16 protein-coding genes, 1 tRNA gene and 2 pseudogenes are annotated in these 19,061 nt (G+C 63.3%); 13 read left to right on the top strand and 6 right to left on the bottom strand.

What is annotated here, in order from left to right; translation table 11 throughout:
- Positions 1-60: 60 nt before the first annotated feature.
- Positions 61-873 carry a class I SAM-dependent methyltransferase gene (locus ACWGS9_RS25235; RefSeq protein WP_454507852.1) on the bottom strand — a complete coding sequence of 271 codons (813 nt, stop codon included), beginning with the start codon at positions 871-873 and terminating at the stop codon, positions 61-63.
- Between the two features lie 178 nt (positions 874-1,051).
- Here ACWGS9_RS25235 and ACWGS9_RS25230 point away from each other — a divergent pair, with 178 nt between their 5' ends.
- Together ACWGS9_RS25230 and ACWGS9_RS25225 are read left to right on the top strand one after the other, a co-directional pair.
- On the top strand, positions 1,052-1,333 hold the full coding sequence (locus ACWGS9_RS25230) for a type II toxin-antitoxin system TacA family antitoxin (RefSeq protein WP_454507806.1): 282 nt from the start codon (positions 1,052-1,054) through the stop codon (positions 1,331-1,333).
- A pseudogene (locus tag ACWGS9_RS25225) lies at positions 1,333-1,813 on the top strand (GNAT family N-acetyltransferase). Before ACWGS9_RS25230 ends, ACWGS9_RS25225 begins: the two are co-directional and overlap by 1 nt.
- On the opposite strand, the gene ACWGS9_RS25220 reads toward ACWGS9_RS25225, so the two are convergent.
- Both ACWGS9_RS25220 and ACWGS9_RS25215 read right to left on the bottom strand, forming a co-directional pair.
- Positions 1,806-2,810: an asparaginase gene (locus ACWGS9_RS25220; RefSeq protein WP_454507805.1), complete on the bottom strand. Its 1,005-nt coding sequence runs from the start codon at positions 2,808-2,810 to the stop codon at positions 1,806-1,808. The pseudogene ACWGS9_RS25225 and the gene ACWGS9_RS25220 overlap by 8 nt on opposite strands.
- A 127-nt stretch (positions 2,811-2,937) precedes the next feature.
- The gene (locus ACWGS9_RS25215) at positions 2,938-4,104 is read right to left on the bottom strand and encodes an acetyl-CoA acetyltransferase (protein WP_454507804.1); all 1,167 of its coding nucleotides are present in this window, start codon (positions 4,102-4,104) and stop codon (positions 2,938-2,940) included.
- 189 nt (positions 4,105-4,293) lie between these two features.
- On the opposite strand from ACWGS9_RS25215, the gene betI reads away from it, so the two are divergent.
- The 7 genes from betI to ACWGS9_RS25180 all read left to right on the top strand — a co-directional run bounded on the left by betI (position 4,294) and on the right by ACWGS9_RS25180 (position 11,197).
- Entirely contained in the window at positions 4,294-4,884 is a 591-nt protein-coding gene (gene betI / locus ACWGS9_RS25210; protein WP_454507803.1) for a choline-binding transcriptional repressor BetI, read from the top strand.
- Positions 4,881-6,410, top strand: coding sequence for a choline-sulfatase (gene betC, locus ACWGS9_RS25205; protein ID WP_454507802.1), 1,530 nt, complete (start codon positions 4,881-4,883; stop codon positions 6,408-6,410). Before betI ends, betC begins: the two co-directional genes overlap by 4 nt.
- On the top strand, positions 6,407-7,411 hold the full coding sequence (locus ACWGS9_RS25200; RefSeq protein WP_454507801.1) for a threonine/serine dehydratase: 1,005 nt from the start codon (positions 6,407-6,409) through the stop codon (positions 7,409-7,411). Before betC ends, ACWGS9_RS25200 begins: the two co-directional genes overlap by 4 nt.
- The gene (gene betA / locus ACWGS9_RS25195; protein ID WP_454507800.1) at positions 7,404-9,056 is read left to right on the top strand and encodes a choline dehydrogenase; all 1,653 of its coding nucleotides are present in this window, start codon (positions 7,404-7,406) and stop codon (positions 9,054-9,056) included. The genes ACWGS9_RS25200 and betA overlap by 8 nt, the downstream gene beginning before the upstream one ends.
- Positions 9,057-9,105: 49 nt before the next feature.
- Positions 9,106-10,569, top strand: coding sequence for a betaine-aldehyde dehydrogenase (betB, locus tag ACWGS9_RS25190; protein WP_454507799.1), 1,464 nt, complete (start codon positions 9,106-9,108; stop codon positions 10,567-10,569).
- A 68-nt stretch (positions 10,570-10,637) separates the two neighbouring features.
- Positions 10,638-10,895: a type II toxin-antitoxin system ParD family antitoxin gene (locus ACWGS9_RS25185; protein WP_320290199.1), complete on the top strand. Its 258-nt coding sequence runs from the start codon at positions 10,638-10,640 to the stop codon at positions 10,893-10,895.
- Positions 10,895-11,197, top strand: a complete 303-nt coding sequence (locus tag ACWGS9_RS25180; RefSeq protein WP_454507798.1) for a type II toxin-antitoxin system RelE/ParE family toxin — start codon at positions 10,895-10,897, stop codon at positions 11,195-11,197. The genes ACWGS9_RS25185 and ACWGS9_RS25180 overlap by 1 nt, the downstream gene beginning before the upstream one ends.
- Positions 11,198-11,213: 16 nt before the next feature.
- On the opposite strand, the gene ACWGS9_RS25175 is transcribed toward ACWGS9_RS25180, so the two are convergent.
- Both ACWGS9_RS25175 and ACWGS9_RS25170 read right to left on the bottom strand, forming a co-directional pair.
- On the bottom strand, positions 11,214-13,451 hold the full coding sequence (locus ACWGS9_RS25175; protein WP_454507797.1) for an AGE family epimerase/isomerase: 2,238 nt from the start codon (positions 13,449-13,451) through the stop codon (positions 11,214-11,216).
- A 48-nt stretch (positions 13,452-13,499) separates the two neighbouring features.
- A complete protein-coding gene (locus ACWGS9_RS25170; protein ID WP_454507796.1) occupies positions 13,500-14,402 on the bottom strand; it encodes a LysR family transcriptional regulator in 903 nt (300 codons plus the stop codon).
- A 98-nt stretch (positions 14,403-14,500) separates the two neighbouring features.
- Here ACWGS9_RS25170 and ACWGS9_RS25165 point away from each other — a divergent pair, with 98 nt between their 5' ends.
- From ACWGS9_RS25165 to ACWGS9_RS25155, 3 genes and pseudogenes are all read left to right on the top strand, one after another.
- Positions 14,501-15,382, top strand: coding sequence for an NmrA/HSCARG family protein (locus ACWGS9_RS25165; RefSeq protein WP_454507795.1), 882 nt, complete (start codon positions 14,501-14,503; stop codon positions 15,380-15,382).
- Between the two features lie 204 nt (positions 15,383-15,586).
- Positions 15,587-15,663 (top strand) — tRNA-Pro (locus ACWGS9_RS25160).
- Positions 15,664-15,975: 312 nt separating this feature from the next.
- Positions 15,976-16,214, top strand: a pseudogene (locus tag ACWGS9_RS25155) (zinc-binding dehydrogenase); the annotation flags it as partial.
- A gap of 360 nt (positions 16,215-16,574) precedes the next feature.
- Here ACWGS9_RS25155 and ACWGS9_RS25150 read toward each other — a convergent pair.
- Positions 16,575-17,498: a LysR family transcriptional regulator gene (locus ACWGS9_RS25150; RefSeq protein ID WP_454507794.1), complete on the bottom strand. Its 924-nt coding sequence runs from the start codon at positions 17,496-17,498 to the stop codon at positions 16,575-16,577.
- Between the two features lie 162 nt (positions 17,499-17,660).
- Here ACWGS9_RS25150 and ACWGS9_RS25145 point away from each other — a divergent pair, with 162 nt between their 5' ends.
- Positions 17,661-18,479 (top strand): alpha/beta fold hydrolase, encoded by an 819-nt coding sequence (locus tag ACWGS9_RS25145; protein WP_454507793.1) that lies wholly within the window; start codon positions 17,661-17,663, stop codon positions 18,477-18,479.
- Positions 18,480-19,061: the final 582 nt, after the last annotated feature.

Here is a 19,061-nt window from a genome sequence, read left to right as displayed (position 1 = left end):
GTCGCACAAATGCGGCTAAAACAAGGGATAGAGCGGTTCGCCGTGAAACGGTGAAACGCTCTAGGCCGCAGCCACGATAATGTGTGCCTGGATCTTGGCGGCAACCTCGCCGGTGCCATGTCTGTCGGCGATCACGGATTCGGCGTAGTCGGTTGCGGCTTCAAGCTTTTCCGGATCCCGGGCCTCGATCTCGTTGCGAAGAAGCGTTCCCTTGCAATAAGCGACAGCCGGAACGCGCGGCGAAGATGCGCGGCTCTGCTCGGCTCTGGTCTCGATGGCCACATCGGCGAACCCGGCGACCTCCAAATCATTGCGGATCAGCGCCTTGTCGTGGTAGCCGTGCGGTGTGCGCGCCAGGAAACGCGGCGGATCGTGCGGAAAGATCGTGGCCAGAGCATTCGTCACGTCGTCGGCGAATATATTCTCCTCGATGCGATCCCACACGCTGAACAGGAAATGTCCTCCGGGCTTCAGAACCCGCTTTGCCTCGCGATAGGCAGCTGAGCGGTCGGGAAAGAACATCGCCCCGAACTGACAGCAGACGAGGTCGAAGGCGCCATCGCCGAATGGCAGCTTCAGGGCATCAGCCTGGCGCCATGTGATGCGGCTGTCAGGACCCTGGCGCGAGGCCGCATAATCGAGCATCGGCTGGTTGAGGTCGGTTACGGTGTAGCTCGCGCCCGGAGAGAGTTTCGGCGCAAGGGCGCGGGTGACGGCCCCGGTGCCCGCAGCGGTTTCCAAGACGGCGAAGGGTGAGAAAGACGCCACCCGTCGTGCGGTCTCCGCCGCATAAGCCTCGAAAATCAACGGCACCATATGGCGATCGTAGTTTTCCGGGATCGACCCGGCAAACACCTTGTCCGTTTCCAGCATAGCTACCCACCGTCCGTTCGGTGGTGGGGAGACTAGCAAAAACATGAACTCGTTGCTGTTCAGTTTTGTCGTGGGCAGCGTTTTTCCGGGTTGTCGACGGCCAAACCTGGCAGCCTTGGATTTAGATACACATTGTGTATGCAAACATGCTATGTAGGTGATGGAAGGATTCATCGCCATGGCCACCAAAAACCGGGACAGCCACGCTAAGCCCGTCAATCTGCGTATCCGCGAGGATGTCCGCATCCTGATCGACCGTGCCGCGAAGATACGCGGCAAGACCCGCTCCGACTTCATGATCGACGCCGCTTACCGCGCGGCTGAAGACACGCTGCTCGACCAGACGCTCGTCAAAGTCGATGCCGAGAGCTATCAGCATTATCTCGATATCCTCGATCGGCCACCGAGCGGCGAGGGATTTGCCCGCCTGATGAATGCGCCCAAGCCCTGGCGGGACTGATGCTATCGGCACCAGCCCCTCTTGCCGATAGTCACGAACTCGACCTTTTTCAAAGCGGGGCCGACAGCCTGGATCAATGGCTTCGACGGCGAGCGCGCGCCAACCAAGTCAGCAGCGCGTCCAGAACCTATGTGATTGCAGAAAGCAAGCGCGTTGTCGGCTATCATTGCCTCTCGTCAGGCGGACTTGACCTCGCTGATGCGCCCGGTTCGATCCGGCGCAATATGCCTGATCCCGTGCCCACGGCTGTGCTTGGCCGCCTGGCTGTCGATGTGAACTGGCAGGGCAAGGGCCTGGGCGTCGCTCTGTTACAGGACGCGGTGCTGCGGACCGGTCAAGCGGCAGCCATTCTCGGCATTCGAGGACTCTTGGTCCATGCGATATCGGATGGAGCCAAAGCGTTTTATGAGCGCTATGGCTTCCAGGCTTCCCCAAAAAAATTCGATGACTTTGGTGCTGTCGCTGAAGACGGCTAGTTGAGCGCCGCTGTCGGCCGCAGCAAGCCGACCTTGGCGCCGACGCGGCTTTCGATTGCGGGACGGGCAAGTTCGGTAAGCTTTGCCGCAAGCGCCTCATCGCCGCGCAGCAACTTTGCCAGCACCGCGGCGATCATCACCTCCGCCGCCCTGCCGGCGCCGTCATCGCATTTCAAAGCGATGCCGAGGCCAAGTTCGGGCAATGCCGCGCAATAGACGCCTTCTGCGCCGGTCTTGACGAAGATGCGGCCGGGCGCGACCTGCATCAGCGCGACATCGGCCTTGCCGGTGCCGGAGACGAGAAACGGCTCGGCCATGCAGGCCGAAAGCAGCCGCTTCGCCGCCTTGGCGCGTTCGGGCGAAAAGCCCCTGCCCGTCGCCATACGGGCAAAGCCGCGCGCAAAGCTCTTCAACGGCACGGCATAGGTGGGGATAGAGCAGCCGTCGGTGCCGCTATGGTCGACGTCATGCGCCGCGCCTGTCACGGATTGCATGGCGTCACGCACCATCTCCTGCAGCGCATGGCCGGCCTTGACATAGCCACCGTGGGAAATGCCGGCGTGGACGCAGGTGCAAAGGAAGCCGGAATGCTTGCCGGAGCAGTTGTTGTGCAAAGCGTTGGGCACGCCACCGGCGCGGGCGAGCGCGATGGTCGCATCGTGGCTCGAGGGCCAATGCGCGCCGCATTCCAGCGCTTTTCTGTCGAGACCCGCCTTGGCGAGCATCGCCGTGGCCAGCTCGACATGCGCCGGCTCGCCCGAATGCGAGGCGCAGGCCAGCGCCAGTTCGCGATTGCCGAAGCCATAGGCGTCGGCGGCCCCCGATTCGACCAGCGGCAATGCCTGGATTGCTTTCACCGCGGAGCGCGGGAATACCGGGCGTTCCGTATCGCCAATCTCCCAGACAGCCTTGCCGTCGGCGTCGAAGACGGAAACGGCGCCGCGGTGCGCGCTTTCGACCACCGCGCCGCGTGTGACTTCGACCAGAACCGGATTTGTCATGTTGCCTCCCGCGCACATGGCCTCGAAGATCGGAACCCGATTTTCGAAAGGATCATGTGCAAAACCAAAGTCTTACAGCGTCCTTTGCGCGCCCAAAGGGCGCGCGGCGCTGTAATGCGGGCTGCTTCTAGCGAATCCTGTCGAGAATGGAAACGTAATTGGCTACCGCCGCGCCACCCATGTTGAAGATGCCGCCGAGCTTCGCGCCCGGCACCTGGATGCCGCCGGCTTCGCCGGTCAGCTGCATGGCGGTGAGCACATGCATCGAGACGCCGGTGGCGCCGATCGGGTGGCCCTTGGCCTTCAGGCCGCCGGACGGATTGACCGGCAGGCGGCCGTCCTTGGCCGTCGTGCCGTCCAGTGTCAGCCTGGCGCCCTCGCCGGGCTTGGCCAGACCCATCGCCTCATATTCGATCAATTCGGCAATGGTGAAGCAGTCATGCGTCTCGACGAAGGAAAGATCGTCGAGGGTCACGCCGGCCTTTTTCAGCGCCTGTTCCCAGGCGCGCTCGCAGCCCTCGAAGGAGAGGATGTCGCGCTTCGACATCGGCAGGAAATCCTGGACATGCTCGTTGGCGCGGAAGGTGACGGCACGGCGCATCTTCAGCGCAGTCGCGGTGTCGGTGAGCACAAGTGCGGCGGCGCCGTCCGAGACCAGCGAGCAATCGGTGCGCTTCAGCGGACCGGCGACGAACGGGTTCTTCTCGCTTTCCTGGCGGCAGAACTCGTAGCCGAAATCCTTGCGCATCTGGGCATAGGGATTGTCGACGCCGTTCTTGTGGTTCTTGGCGGCGATCATGGCGAGCGCGTCGGACTGGTCGCCATAGCGCTGGAAATAGGCCTGCGCGATCTTGCCGAAGACGCCGGCAAAGCCGGCCGGCGTCTCGCCATCCTCAGGCAGGTAGGACGCCTTGAGCAGGTTCTTGCCGATCTCGGGACCGGGCGTGGTCGTCATCTGCTCGGCGCCGACCACCAGCACGATGCGGGCGGCGTTGGCATCGATGGCGCGGATGCCTTGCCGGACGGCGGCCGAACCGGTGGCGCAGGCGTTCTCGACGCGCGTCGCCGGCTTGAAGCGAAGCCGGTCATCGGCCTGCAGCACGAGGCTCGCAGTGAAATCCTGCGGCGAGAAGCCGGCGTTGAAATGGCCGAGCACGATCTCGTCGACATCGTCCGGACCGATGCCGGCATGGTCGAGCGCCTCGACGGCGACCTTGGTGATCAAACCCTCCAGCGTCTCGCCTTCGAGCTTGCCGAAGCGCGAATGCGCCCAGCCGACGATGCATGCGGTCATGGCAACCTCCATTTGCGCCGCAGCCTAGCACGATCCTTCGCGGCACGTGATTCAATATTGTTCAATAGTGAACCGTTTTCCAGACCCTTGGGATGGGCCAGAGCCACAGGATCGGTTGATCTGGGTGTCGATTTTTTGTTGATTGATGCGTCAATAAAAAATAATCTACCGTCAAACCGGATCCTCAAAATGCCGAAAATCGGAATGGAGCCAGTGCGCCGCAGGGCACTGATCGACGCGACGATCTCGGCGATCGGCGAGCGCGGATCACTGGACGTGACAATGTCGGAGATCGCCGGCCGCGCCGGCGTGTCGTCGGCGTTGGCGCATCACTATTTCGGCGCCAAGGACGAGCTGCTGTTTGCGACGATGCGGCACATCCTGGCCGAGCTCAACAGCGACACAAGGCGCGCGTTCGGCCTTGCCGTCACGCCGCGCCAGCGCGTCTCGGCCGTCGTTGCGGTCAGCTTCTCCGACGACCAGTTCCAGCCTCAGATCATCGCCGCCTGGCTCGCCTTCTATGTCGAGGCGCAGAAATCCTCCGACCTGCGGCGGCTGCTGCGCATCTATGCGCGGCGGCTGCATTCCAACCTGATGAGCGGCCTGACCGGTATCCTGCCGAAGACCCAGGCCGACCGCGTCGCGGAGGCGACCGCGGCGCTGATCGACGGGCTCTACATCCGCCGCGCGCTGAAGGACGGGGTGCCCGACGCACAGACCGCGATCGCGCTCGTCGAGGACTATCTCGAAACCAAGCTCAATGGACGGAGCCTGCCTTGACCACCCGGCGACCCAATTTCCTGATCGTCATGGTCGATCAGCTCAACGGCACGTTCTTCCCGGACGGCCCGGCGGATTTCCTGCATGCGCCGCATCTGAAGGCGCTCGCCGCCCGCTCGGCGCGCTTTGCCAACAACTACACAGCCTCGCCGCTCTGCGCGCCCGGCCGGGCTTCCTTCATGAGCGGCCAGTTGCCGTCGCGAACTGGGGTCTATGACAACGCCGCCGAGTTCGTTTCCTCGATCCCGACCTTCGCCCATCACCTGCGCGGCGCCGGCTACTATACCTGCCTGTCCGGCAAGATGCATTTCGTCGGACCGGACCAGTTGCACGGTTTCGAGGAGCGGCTGACCACCGACATCTATCCCGCCGATTTCGGCTGGACGCCCGATTACCGCAAGCCTGGCGAGCGCATCGACTGGTGGTACCACAATCTGGGCTCGGTCACCGGAGCCGGCGTCGCCGAGACCACCAACCAGATGGAGTATGACGACGAGGTTGTGTTCCTGGCCTCGCAGAAGCTCTACCAGTTGTCGCGGGAGCAGGACGACGCGAGCCGGCGGCCCTGGTGCCTCACCGTCTCGCTGTCACACCCGCACGACCCCTATGTCGCGCGCAAGCAGTATTGGGACCTCTATGAGCACTGCCAGGCGCTGGACCCGGAGACCGGGTTCATTGCGCATGACGAGCAGGACACGCATTCGCAGCGGCTCTACCGCGCCAGCGACTATCAATCCTTCGAGATCACGCCTGAACAGGTGCGCCGTTCGCGACGCGGCTATTTCGCCAATATTTCCTATGTCGACGACAAGCTCGGCGAGTTGCTGGACGTTCTCGGCCGCACGCGCATGCTCGACGACACGGTCATCCTGTTCTGTTCGGATCATGGCGACATGCTCGGCGAGCGGGGCCTGTGGTTCAAGATGAGCTTCTTCGAGGGTTCCGTGCGCGTGCCGCTGATGATCGCCGGCAAGGGCGTCACCGCCGGACTTATCGAGGCGCCGGTTTCCAATCTCGACGTAACGCCGACGCTCTGCGACCTCGCCGGCATCGACATCGCGGCGATCGCGCCGTGGACGGACGGCCAGTCGCTGCTGCCGCTGCTGGGCGGCAAGGCGCGCACCGCGCCGGTGTTGATCGAGTATGCAGCCGAAGGCTCGTATGCGCCGCTGGTCGCGATCCGCGACGGCAGATACAAATTCGTCCATTGCGAACTCGACCCGCCACAGCTGTTCGATCTCGAAGCAGATCCGCTCGAGCGCGACAACCTCGCCGACGACCCGGCGAACGCTGCTTTGGTCGCGAGGTTCACAGGCAAGGTCAGGGCACGCTGGGACATGGCGGCTTTCGACGCCGCCGTGCGCGAGAGCCAGGCGCGCCGCTGGGTCGTCTACCCGGCGCTGCGCAACGGCGCCTACTACCCGTGGGATTTTCAGCCGCTGCAGAAGGCGTCTGAGCGCTACATGCGCAATCACATGAACCTCGACAATCTCGAAGAGAGCAAACGGTATCCAAGAGGCGAATGATGGCAGACGTTCTTGTTCCTACCCTCGATCACCTGAAACAGGCCTATGCCGTCACCTCGACGGCCACGCAGGTGACGCCCCTGCTGGAGTCGGCGGCGCTCGCCCGGGAGACCGGTGCTGCGCGCGTCTTCGTCAAGCCGGAGTCGCTGCAATGGGCCGGATCCTTCAAGGTGCGCGGCGCCTATTGGCGGCTGAACCGGCTGTCGCCGGATGACGCGAAAAAGGGAGTCGTCGCCTATTCCTCCGGCAATTTCGCGCAAGGCCTCGCCGCCGCGGGCCAGGCGCTGGGCATTCCGGTCACCATCGTCATGCCGATCGATGCGCCGGCCGCCAAGCGGGATGCCACCGCCGGGTACGGCGCGCGGGTGGTCCTGACCGATCATGGCGATCGCGCCCGTGAGGAGGTCGCCGCCGCCAAGGCGCGCGAGATCGCCGAGACCGAGCAACTCACCCTGCTCCATCCCTTCGACGATCCGGAGATCGTCGCAGGCCAGGCCGGCGCCGGGCTGGAGGCCCTCGACCAACTGGCGACGAAGAAGGCGCGTGCCGACCTGGTGTTCTGCTCGGTCGGGGGCGGCGGGCTGATCGGCGGCGTCTCGCTCGCCTTCCACTATCTGTCGCCGAAGACCGAGATCATCGCCGTCGAGCCGGAGGGTTTCAACGGCATGGGCTCGTCGCTGGCGCATGGCGCGATCGAGACGATGCCGATCGGACCGAAATCGATCTGCGACGGGCTGATGGCGCGCAAGCCCGGCGACGCGCCCTTCGCGGCGGTGAGTGCCGCAGGCGTCCGCGGCGTCACCGTCGACGATGCCTCGGTGCGGCGTGCGATGAAGATTGCGTTCGAGCGCATGAAGCTGGTGCTGGAGCCCTCGGGCGCGGCGTCGCTGGCGGCGCTGCTCGGCGGCAAGGTGGATGTGAAGGACAAGACCGTCCTCGTGGTTGCAACCGGCGGCAATGTCTCGCTCGCCGATTTTATGGCGCATATGAACAATGCTTGAAGCGGATTTCGTCATCATCGGCTCCGGCTCCGCCGGCTCGGCCATGGCCTACCGGCTGTCGGAAGACGGCAAGCACTCGGTGATCGTAATCGAGTTCGGCGGCACCGATATGGGGCCGCTGATCCAGATGCCGTCCGCGCTGTCGATCCCGCTCAACATGAGCCTCTACGACTGGGGTTTTGCCAGCGAGCCCGAGCCGCATCTCGGCGGCCGCGTGCTTGCCACCCCGCGCGGCAAGGTGGTCGGCGGCTCCTCCTCGATCAACGGCATGGTCTATGTGCGCGGCCACGCGCATGACTTCGACCACTGGGCCGAACAAGGCGCTACCGGCTGGAGCTTTGCCGACGTGCTCCCCTATTTCAAGCGCATGGAAGATTCCGACGGCGGCGAGGACGGCTGGCGCGGTCACGGCGGACCGCTGCATGTGCAGCGCGGCACGCGGAAAAATCCGCTCTACGGCGCCTTCGTCGAGGCGGGACGCCAGGCCGGGTTCGAACTCACCGACGACTATAACGGAGCGAAGCAGGAAGGCTTCGGGCCGATGGAGCAGACCATTCTGGGCGGCCGCCGCTGGTCGGCGGCGAATGCCTATCTCAGGCCGGCTCTCAAACGCAAGAATGTCAGCCTGCTCAAGGGTTTCGCCCGGCGCGTGGTGATCGAGAATCAACGCGCCGTCGGCGTCGAGATCGAAGCTGACAAAAAGATTCAGGTCGTTAAGGCGCGGCGTGAGGTGATCGTGGCGGCGTCGTCGATCAATTCGCCGAAGATCCTGATGCTGTCCGGCATCGGCCCGGGCGCGCATCTCAAGGAAAACGGCATTCAGGTGGTCGCCGACCGGCCGGGCGTCGGCGCCAACCTGCAGGACCATCTGGAGCTCTACATCCAGCAGGAAGCCACCAAGCCGATCACGCTGAACTCGGTGCTCAATCCTTTCTCCAAGGCGTTGATCGGCGCGCAGTGGCTGTTCTTCAAGACCGGGCTCGGCGCAACCAACCATTTCGAGGCGGCCGCCTTCGTGCGCTCGCAGGCCGGCGTCGACTACCCCGATATCCAGTACCACTTCATTCCAGCGGCGGTGCGCTATGACGGCAAGGCGGCCGCGAAGTCGCATGGCTTCCAGGCGCATGTCGGGCCGATGCGCTCGAAGTCGCGCGGCTCTGTGAGCCTGCGCTCGCCCGACGCGCGCGCCAAGCCGATCATCCGCTTCAACTATATGTCGCATCCGGACGACTGGAGCGAGTTCCGCCACTGCATCCGGCTGACGCGCGAGATTTTTGGCCAGAAGGCCTTCGACGGCTTTCGCGGCAAGGAGATTTCGCCGGGCAGCCATGTGCAATCGGATGACGAGCTCGACGCCTTCATCCGTGACCACGCCGAGAGCGCCTACCATCCTTGCGGCACCTGCAGGATGGGCCGCGCCGACGATCCGACCGCCGTCGTCGATCCGGAATGCCGGGTGATCGGCGTCGAAGGCCTGCGCGTCGCCGACTCCTCGATCTTCCCGCGGGTGACCAACGGCAACCTCAACGCGCCCTCGATCATGACCGGCGAGAAGGCTTCCGACCACATCCTTGGTCGGACGCCGCTGGCGCCATCCAACCAGGAACCCTGGATCAATCCGCGCTGGCAGGTGGCGGACCGATAGGGCATTGTCGGACAAATCGCCCGCTCGGCAAACAGATCTGGAGAAAGCCATGCGCGCCCAGCCAACGGCATCGCATTATGTCAACGGCCGTTACATCGAGGATGAAGGCGGCGCGCCGCTTCCGGTGATCTATCCGGCAACGGGCGAGACCATCGCCACGCTGCATTCGGCGACGCCGAATGTGCTGGAGCTCGCCATCGAGGCGGCGCGCGCGGCGCAGCCGGCCTGGGCGCGGATGAAGCCGGTCGAGCGCGGACGCATCCTGCGCCGCGCCGCCGACATTCTTCGCGCCCGCAATGCCGATCTGGCGCGAATCGAGACGCTCGATACCGGCAAGGCGATCCAGGAAACGCTGGTGGCGGATGCGCCTTCGGCCGCCGACTGCCTTGAATATTTCGCCGGCGCTGTCGCCGCCTTCAACGGCGAGATGATCGATCTCGGCGGACCGTTCGCCTACACGCGGCGGGAGCCGCTCGGCGTCTGTGTCGGCATCGGCGCCTGGAACTATCCGATCCAGATCGCCGGCTGGAAGTCGGCGCCGGCTTTAGCCATGGGCAATGCCATGGTGTTCAAGCCGTCGGAGAACACGCCGCTGTCGGCGCTGGCGCTGGCCGAGATCTACAGCGAAGCAGGTTTGCCCGATGGCCTGTTCAACGTCGTGCAGGGCTATGGTGATGTCGGCGCCGGTCTCGTCGGCCATGATGTCGTGGCAAAAGTCTCGGTGACCGGCTCGGTGCCGACCGGCCGCAAGGTGCTGTCGCTTGCCGGCTCGAAGATGAAGCACGCGACGATGGAACTTGGCGGCAAGTCGCCGCTCATCGTCTTCGACGACGCCGATCTCGAAAACGCCATCGGCGGCGCCATGCTCGGCAACTTTTACTCCAGCGGCCAGATCTGCTCCAACGGCACGCGCGTCTTCGTGCAGAAGGGCTTGCATGACCGCTTCGTCGAGCGGCTGGTCGAGCGCACCAAGAAAATCCGCATCGGCGATCCGCTCGATCCCGAAACGCAGATGGGGCCGCTGGCCAACAAGGCGCAGCAGGACAAGGTCGTCTCCTACATCGCCGCCGGCAAGCAGGATGGCGCGAGCCTCGCCTGCGGCGGCAACGTGCCGTCGTTGCAGGGGTTCGAGGGCGGCTTCTTCATCGAGCCGACGGTGTTCACCGGCGTCACCGATGGCATGCGGATCGCGCGCGAGGAGATTTTCGGACCGGTGATGAGCGTGCTCAAATTCGACAGCGAGGACGAGGTGATCGAGCGCGCCAACGACAGCGAATTCGGCCTGGCGGCCGGCGTGTTCACCCGCGACCTGCCGCGCGCGCACCGCGTGATCGCCGAGTTGCAGGCCGGCACCTGCTGGATCAACGCCTATAATCTGACGCCGGTGGAAATGCCCTTCGGCGGCGTCAAGCAGTCCGGCATCGGCCGCGAGAACTCGCTTGCGGCCCTGGCGCATTACTCGCAGCTGAAGGCGGTGTATGTCGAGACCGGGGACGTGGCCAGCCCGTATTGACTTGGCAAAATGGCTTGGCCGACTTATCATAGATTGATAAGAATGGATAATATCCAAAGGGTGACGCCATGCCTGCCAGCTACAATATCGGCTCCCGTTACGAGGCATTAGTGCGTGAACTTGTCGAGAGTGGCCGCTACGCAAGCGCCAGCGAAGTCGTGCGTGACAGCTTGCGTCTGCTCGAGGAACGCGAGGAGCAGCGGCAGGCGAAGCTTGCTGCATTGCGTGAAGACATCCGCAAGGGGAAGGAAAGCGGCCCTGGCATTCCGGCGTCGGAGGTTCTCGATCGCCTCGAAGCGAAGTACCGCGATAAAAGCCACAAGTAATGGCTGTCACGTTCTCGCCCGCCGCCGCCAGAGATGTCGAGGAAATCGGCGACTACATCCATAGTGAAAATCCAGCGGCTGCTCGACGCTTTGTGGCGGCGCTCAGAGCGCGGTGCGATCGCATCGCCAACGCACCGCGGGGCGGCGCGCCACGATACTCCTTGTCGCCGGACTTACGGTCTGTCCCGTTCCAGCACTACATAATCTTCTACGTGGCTGAAGGTGGCGATGTGCGAATTGAACGAGTCGTGCACGGCGCTCGCGATGTCGATGCCATTTTCGAGGCGGATGACGACGCTTAGAGCGCTGACATCGGCCTCACCCCTTCCCCGCCGTCCCGTCCAGATACTGCGTCAGCGCATAGACCAGGTGATAGAAGATGCTGGCCGGCACCTCGGTCGCCAGTGAGCGGCCGCGCTCGTCGATGCGGTCGATCCACAGGCCGAGCGGCGCCGGGTCGATGTGCCAGCGGAACAGGCGGCCGACGCGCGCCTCGATCTCGGGCTTGAGGTCCGGCCCGCCCGAGCCGTCGAGCGCGATCGCCGCCTTGATCGCCTCGGCTTGCGGCCAGCTTCGCGAGACCGTGTCGAGCGGCAGGCCCTGGCGCGAGACGGCACCATAGGCGAGGCCGGTGGCGCGGTTGAGGCCGTTGGCAATGGCCGAGGCATAGAGCTTGCGGGCGAAGGCGGTGAGTTCGCCCTGGCCGCTGCGGGCGGCGAAATCGACCAGCAGCGAGGCCCATTCGAAATGATGGCCGGGCTCGGTCCAGGTCCCCTTCTCGCCCGCCGCCGGCTTCCAGCCTTCATCGAAATATTCGCCGAGCGTCCAGCTCTCGGGATCGAAGAAATGACTGCGGAAGAGGTCGATGATGCGTGCCGCGCGGCGCAGATAGGCGCGCTCGCCCGTCGCCTTGTGCCAGGCGAGAAAGGCCTCGAGCAGATGCATATGCGGGTTGGAACGCCGCGTCTCCGCGCCGTCGGAGGTTTCCAGGAAGCCTGTCATGCGGCTGTCTTCCAGATGGGCATCGAGGAAGGCGAAGGTTTCCTCGCCCAGCCGTAAGGCGTCGGGATGACCAGACATATGAGCGTGCGCAAGCGCCAGAAGCACGCAGGAATGGTCGTAGGCGTCCTCGACCGGATCGGCGACCGAGCCGTCGATGTTGAGCGTGCGCACCCAGCCGCCGCGCTTCGTGCGGCCCTGACCGGCCATGAAGTCGATGCCGTGCGCGATCAGCCGGTCGGCCGGACCGTCCCAGCCGCGCTCCTTGGCGACCGCGAAGGCATAGACCTGGCGCGCCTGCGTGCGCACGCGCTTGGGTTTCATCAACGGCGCGGCATCGAAGCCGAGCGCCTCGTGGAACCCGCCATAGTGCTCGTCAACGCCCCACGTCGACCAGAGCGGTAGCGTCTCCTCGAACAGCCAGTGGCGCACGCGCCGCCGCCAGGCGCCGCTCTCGATCACGCGGTCATGCGCCGGCGTGAACCTCGTCTCCAGCCGGCCGGATTTCTCCAGCTGCTCGACGATCTTCTTGACGTGCTGGCTGTGGCTGACCGGGGCGACGAAGGTCGCGTCGGCTGTGGAGACGATGGCGACGTCCTTCATGCCGATCGCCGACAGCAGGCGACCGTCGCCGCGGATATAGGAGTTCTCGCAATCGATGGCGACGACATCGCCGAGGATGACATTGCCGTCCTTGTCGGACGGGCCGACATCGAGCAGTGACTGCCAGGAGCCGAGGTCGTTCCAGCGGAAGCCGGCGGGCACCATGGCAATATCCTGCGCGCGTTCCATGATGGCGTAGTCGATCGAGGTCGACGGAATCGCGGAATAGAGTTCCAGCGGCATATAGAGGCCCGAAAGATCGCTGGTTGCCGCCTTGTAGGCGGCCTCGGTCGCCTGCCAGATCCTTGGCTCGAAGGCGGCGAATGCGTCGCGCATGGCACCGGCCCGGAACAGGAAGATGCCGGTGTTCCAGTAGAAACTGCCGGCCTCGAGATAGGCCTGCGCGGTGGCCAGATCGGGTTTCTCGACAAAGCGCGAGACATCGAACACGCCGTTCCTGTCGGCCCCGACCTCGATATAGCCATAGCCGGTCTCGGGCTGAGTAGGCTTGAGGCCGAACACCACGAGACGGCCGGCATTTGCCGCGGCCGCGCCCGCCTCGATGCTTCGCCAGAACTGACCAGTTGTCGATATCTCGTGATCTGACGGCACCACCAGCACCAGTTCATCGCCGAATTCGGAAAGCGCGCGCAGGCTGGCCAGTGCCACGGCGGCCGCCGTGTTGCGCCCGGTCGGCTCGAACAGCGGACCCCCGCCGGCAAGATCGAGACCGGCAAGGTCGGCATGGACACGCTCGGCATGGCGCTCGGAGGCAATGAGAAAGATCGGCGTGTCGCCCTTCGGCCGCGCCGCCAGCCGGCGCAAGGTTTTTGCCAGCATCGAACCGTCGCCGGAAAAATCATGGAACTGCTTGGGATTGTCCTCGCGCGATAACGGCCACAGCCGCGAGCCAACACCGCCGCTCATGACGAAACTAATGATGCGCTGGTTCATTAGGTCCTGTGCTCGGAGTTGATGGGCAAGCGGCCGCCGGACATGCCTTTAACCGGTGTTGAGCCGATTGGAAATCCGCTCGGCCGCCAGATCGATGAACGCCTTGACCAGCGGCGAAAGATGCCGGCTGCTCGGGTAAAGCACATAGAGGCCGCCGGCCGGCGTGGTGTAGTCTCCTAGAACACGGCGCAGCCGGCCCTCGCGTATGAGCGTGTCCGCCATCGCGTGCGGCATCTGGGCGACGCCGTAGCCCGCAATTGCCGCGGCAACCACCGCCTGCATCTCGTTGGCGGCAAGGCGCCCCGCGACGGTGACGACCGCCTCCTCGCCATCCGGCCCCTCCAGCACCCAGTGGGCGCCGACAGTCGACGGACCGGCAATGACGCAGTGATGATGAGCCAGGTCCGCCGGGATTTCAGGCGTTCCATGGCGCAAGAGATAATCCGGACTGGCGCAGAGCAGACGATGCGTCGAGCCGAGCTTGCGCGCAATCAGCGTCGAATCCTGAAGAACGCCGGTGCGGAAAGCGAGATCGATACCGTCCTCGACAAGGTTTAGCTTGTCGTCCGTAAGGCGCAACTCGACCTTGGCCTTCGGATACATCGCCAGAAACTCGACTACAACACGGTTGAGGAAATAGGCGCCGAAGCCGACGGGAGCGGAAATGCGGATCGTGCCTGTCGGTTCCGCCCTTGCCTCGGCAAGCTGCTGATTCGCCTCCTCGATCGCCCGCAGCGCCTGGCTGCTCCGCTCGTAATAGAGACGGCCGGCATCGGTCATGTTGAGGCTGCGCGTCGTGCGCTGCAACAGGCGCACCCCGACCTCGCGCTCGAGTGCCGCGACACGGCGGCTGACCGTCGTCTTGGGCATGGCGAGCAAGCGCGCGGCAGCGGTGAAGCTGCCGGCCTCGACCACGCGGGCGAACACGACAATATCGTTGAGGTCGAACATTGTATCCATGAGTGGGACAAAGTTTTTCAATTATAGGCAGTTATGCATCAATTCGACAATGCCTAACTTTGCTCCACCAACAGCAAGGAGCAAATGAGATGACGACCAAAAGAGAAATTCTGGTGACCGGCGCCACGGGCCAGCAAGGCGGCGCGGTCGCGCGTGCCCTTCTTTCGAAGGGCCATAAGGTGAAGGCGTTGACACGCTCGCCCGACAGCAACGCAGCGCGGCAACTGGCGGCAGCCGGCGCAGAAATCGTGGCCGGCGATCTCTCCGACAAGGCTTCGATCACAAAGGCCGCGCGCGGTGCCGACACGATGTTCCTGATGGGCACGGTGACCGAGGCCGGGATGGAAGAAGAAACCCTTCAAGGCATCCTCGCCGCCGACGCGGCGAAGGCCGCCGGCGTCGGACATCTGATCTACTCGTCCGTCGCCGATGCGAACAAGAAGACCGGCATCCCGCATTTCGAAAGCAAGTACGGCGTCGAGCAGCACATCGAGCGGCTCGGCATCCCTTACACGATCAGCGCGCCGGTGGCGTTCATGGAGAACTTCGTGGCGCCGTGGTCGATCGGCGCGTTGAGCCAGGGCACGCATGCCTTCGCGGTGCCCGCCAGGCGCCAGCTGCAGCTGGTGGCGCTGGCCGATATCGGCGCCTTCGTCGCCGCACTCGCGGAGCGGCGCGAAAGCGTCTTCGGCAAGCGCTTCGATTTTGCAGGCGACGAATTGTCGGGCGAGGACCAGGCGAGAATTTTGTCGGAGGCCATCGGCCGCCCGATCCGGTACCAGGAAATTCCGATCGCCGTCGCCCGCCAGCAGAGCGAGGATACGGCGCTGATGTTCGAGTGGTTCGATCGGGTCGGCTACGACGTCGATATCGCCGCCCTGCACAGGGAGTTCCCGGAGGTGCGCTGGCACAGATTCGCCGACTGGGCGAAAGCGTTCGACTGGAGCGTGCTCGGCCAGCCGGCCGCCTGAGCACGGCGGGCGACGGAACCCGGAAGGAAAGCTGATCGGCGAATCCAAAAGCAATGGTCCGCTGCCCATTTGACGCAGCGGACCAACGTGCTCAGCCGCAACGTTCAAGGTGCCAGCGGCGAAAGCCGACGAAATGCGACAGAAGTGCTGCCATTGGCGCTTGCAGGATCGAAGGGCGGCGGCTATAAGCCCGCGGTCTGGTCACGGAGTGTAGCGCAGTCTGGTAGCGCACCTCGTTCGGGACGAGGGGGTCGCAGGTTCAAATCCTGCCACTCCGACCAGAAAAAACAATGACTTAGGCAACACCAAGATTGCCTACCCCACAGATATCCCCACAGAAACAGACCAAGAATCTAGGTGGGCGCCGCCTTTGCCGGCCCAACTGCGGCATTGGCCCAGTAGTCTCGGCAACGTCGATACGAACTGGCTTTTGAAGTGCCTATGGCCGCCACAGGCGGGCTCAGCAAACAAAGCAGCCGAAGGAGCGTCAGCATTTGCGCCGGCCTTCAGGGCCGGGACGCGGGACCGACTGCGGCGACGAGACGGGGTAAAAGGGCAGCCGTAGGAGCGTCAGCATCGCGCCGCCAAGGGCGGGACGCGGGACCGACGGCCCCCGGCGAGGAACACCCCTAGACTTCGGCGCGAAGAAGTTCGTCGTCCTCGACAACGAGGCCCGGAAGGTGTCGGCGGAGTCGACTTGGTGCTCGATGTCATCGGCGGCGACATTCAAAAGCGGTCGGCGCGCCTGATTCGAGCCGGAGGAACACTGGTGTCCATCGGCGGGCCGACCGAGGCGCGGCCGGTCGACGGCCTGGCGATCGACTTCGTACTATGGTGGGCCCGGAGGGCGTGTTAAAATTGTTGATTCTATAGAGTTTTTCGTGGGCCAAAATCAGAAATCTTCCCGCATGGCCGCCGAGGTGATCGCGGCCGCGCCGCTGGTAAGCGTCGTAGATCTACCTCTTCCATCTGCAGCAGGCCTGGCCAATTTGGCGGCATCAGCCCAAAGCCGCGCTGCCTGGTCCACCGCATGTTGAGGTCCGGATCGATTACTTCGTCGCGTGAAACTCCGCTTTTGCCTTGCGTTCCTTAATCGGAAAAGTCGAGATGGGTCGATTGACCGAGATTCGAGAATGCGGAACACGATTCGGTAGCGCGCCAATAAGCAGAAATCGCAGGAGCTCGATATCTACTATGGAACTTCAGCGTATCTTATGATGCTCTGATTTTGCACGTTTTCGACCAATTCGTCCGCACGCGATAAAAGCCGGCGAAGCAAGGGGGAGGTATTTGCCTCGTTATATCCAAGCGTGAGATCAACTGTCGGAGGCACTCCTTCCAGCGCTCTGGCAACAACGTTTGGTGCCAGCATGTTTTGCGCATAAAGCGGGACAAGAGTAACTCCGCCCGTGGATGCGACAAGCGACATTGCCGACGATATGTTCTCGCCTTCGTATTTTGCCTTGAGCACGATCCCCGTACTCGATGCGTACTCCTGGATGGCAGCTTGCAATACCGGAGACGTTCTCGCCGAACTGACGTAAATTTCGCGGACGAGATCTTCCGGCCGAATCTTTTTGCGTGATGCCAAGCGATGGCTCGCCGGCAGCACGGCGAGAAGAGGCTCCTTCGCCAGCAATTTGAAGGATAAGCCCAAACTCTGTTTCTCGGGACGAAGGAAGGCTAGGTCCAACCTCCCGCGCATTAACGCAAGGGCAAGCTCCGGGGAGGATAGACTACACAGCGTGACTTCAGTCTCCGGCGCTTCCTCACGGATCATGCGCAACAGGTGAGGCAACCACGTGACCTCCAGCCCAACCAGAAACCCCATAGCGAGTGCGGGTCTTTTCGGCTCTGCCGTCCGTCGGGCGCCTTCGATCGCAGCCTCGACTTGCAGAAGTGCCAGCCGAGCATGATCGAGAAACACTTTACCGGCGGCGGTGAGCGTCACGCCACGCGGCTGCCGCTCCAGCAGTTTTACACCGATTTCGGTTTCCAGATCGCGAATTTGCCTGCTGAGGGAGGGTTGGGAAGTGTGTAGCCGTCGTTCGGCTGCGGTCAGTAAACTTCCCTCCTCGGCAACAGCAACAAAATAGCGCAAATGCCTCAGTTCCATCAGGTCCTCGCTATACCTTTAAGGCATAGCTCGAACATACAAGGTATTTGTCTTTGAAAAAAGGGCGATTTAGTTAACGTCGCAATTCGGGGATATAATCAAACACGCCTCACCGGAGGTATTTCCCACTCAACTGTGTCCAATTGGAGAAGGAGCGACTCAATGCCTACGATCACAACCACAGACGGCGTAAACATCTTCTACAAGGACTGGGGCTCAGGCCAGCCGATCGTATTCAGCCACGGCTGGCCGCTGTCGGCGGACGATTGGGACGCCCAGATGACCTTCTTCCTTCGACACGGCTACCGGGTGATCGCCCATGACCGGCGCGGCCACGGTCGGTCCGACCAGCCCGGCACCGGCAACGACATGGACCACTGGGTTGCCGACCTGGCGGCACTGACTGAACACCTCAACCTTCGCGACGCGATCCATATCGGGCACTCGACAGGTGGCGGCGAGGTGGCTCGCTACGTCGCCCGCTATCAGGAGCGCGTCGCGAAGGCGGTACTGGTCGCTTCGCTGACGCCGAACATGTATCGGAGCGAGAACAACCCCGCCGGTCAACCGCCGGAATGGTTCGAAGCGATCCGGGCAGGCGTGCTGGGCAACCGGGCAGAGTTCTTCCGTTTCGTCCCTGAGAATCCATTCTACGGCTACAAGCTGGACGGAGCCAAACCTTCGGAGGCAGTGATTGCGAATTGGTGGCGCCAAGGCATGGCCGGCGGCGCGTTGGCGCACTACGCAACAGTCGACTCCTGGCTCGAAGATTACACCGAAGACCTCAAGAAGATCACCGTGCCGGTGCTGGTGATGCATGGCGGGGCCGATCAGGTCGTCCCGTTCGCAAGTTCCGTGCCGCGTGCGGTCGACCTGCTCAAGAACGGGTCGCTGAAAACCTACCCCGGCTACCCCCATGGCATGCTGACCACGCATGCGGATGTCCTCAATCCCGACCTGCTCTCGTTCATCAGATCTTGACGACATCGACCGGACCACGACCGTCATCAACGTCGGACGGAGAATCTGTCACCCGGCACTGCCGGGTGACAGCTGCTGGTGCTGATACATGAAGCGTTCCCGAACTGTGCTTCCGACAGTGGCAATTTGCCTGATGCGTAGTGAAAGATGCAATTTGTCGCGCTTAAGTCTTTCGATGCGGTGGCCGATTACTCCACCGGTCGAAATGTCTCGGCGTCTCGGCTTCCGCCATCTAGAGCCGGGGGTTCCCGTCGATTTAATGTCGGAAGGACCACCAGCTTCCAAAGTGCCCGTCATAAGCTCGTTTATCGGCTTCCGGCCTTTAGGTAACCGCAGGCTGGCGTTGCCGTCGTATTCGAGTTTTATGGCGCTCAGCTCGATGACAGCTTTTGGGACACTGACCATTGTGTCTGAACGGCTGAAATGCTGAAGGGTTTCGGGTGCCGTGAGGCGTACGAAAGCCTCTCATGCAGGAACCCGCGGTCAGCAGGCGGTGAGCTATGGGGATTTGTGTTTCGGCGTGTGCCAGCGTCTGTCGCGGACGTCTGCATAGAGCGCTGGTGGCTGGTCGAGCATGCGGCT

The sequence above is a fragment of the Mesorhizobium sp. Arg314 genome (assembly GCF_053714275.1).
The sequence above is the reverse complement of the archived record's forward strand: the minus strand, read 5'-3'. Positions and strand labels throughout refer to the sequence as shown.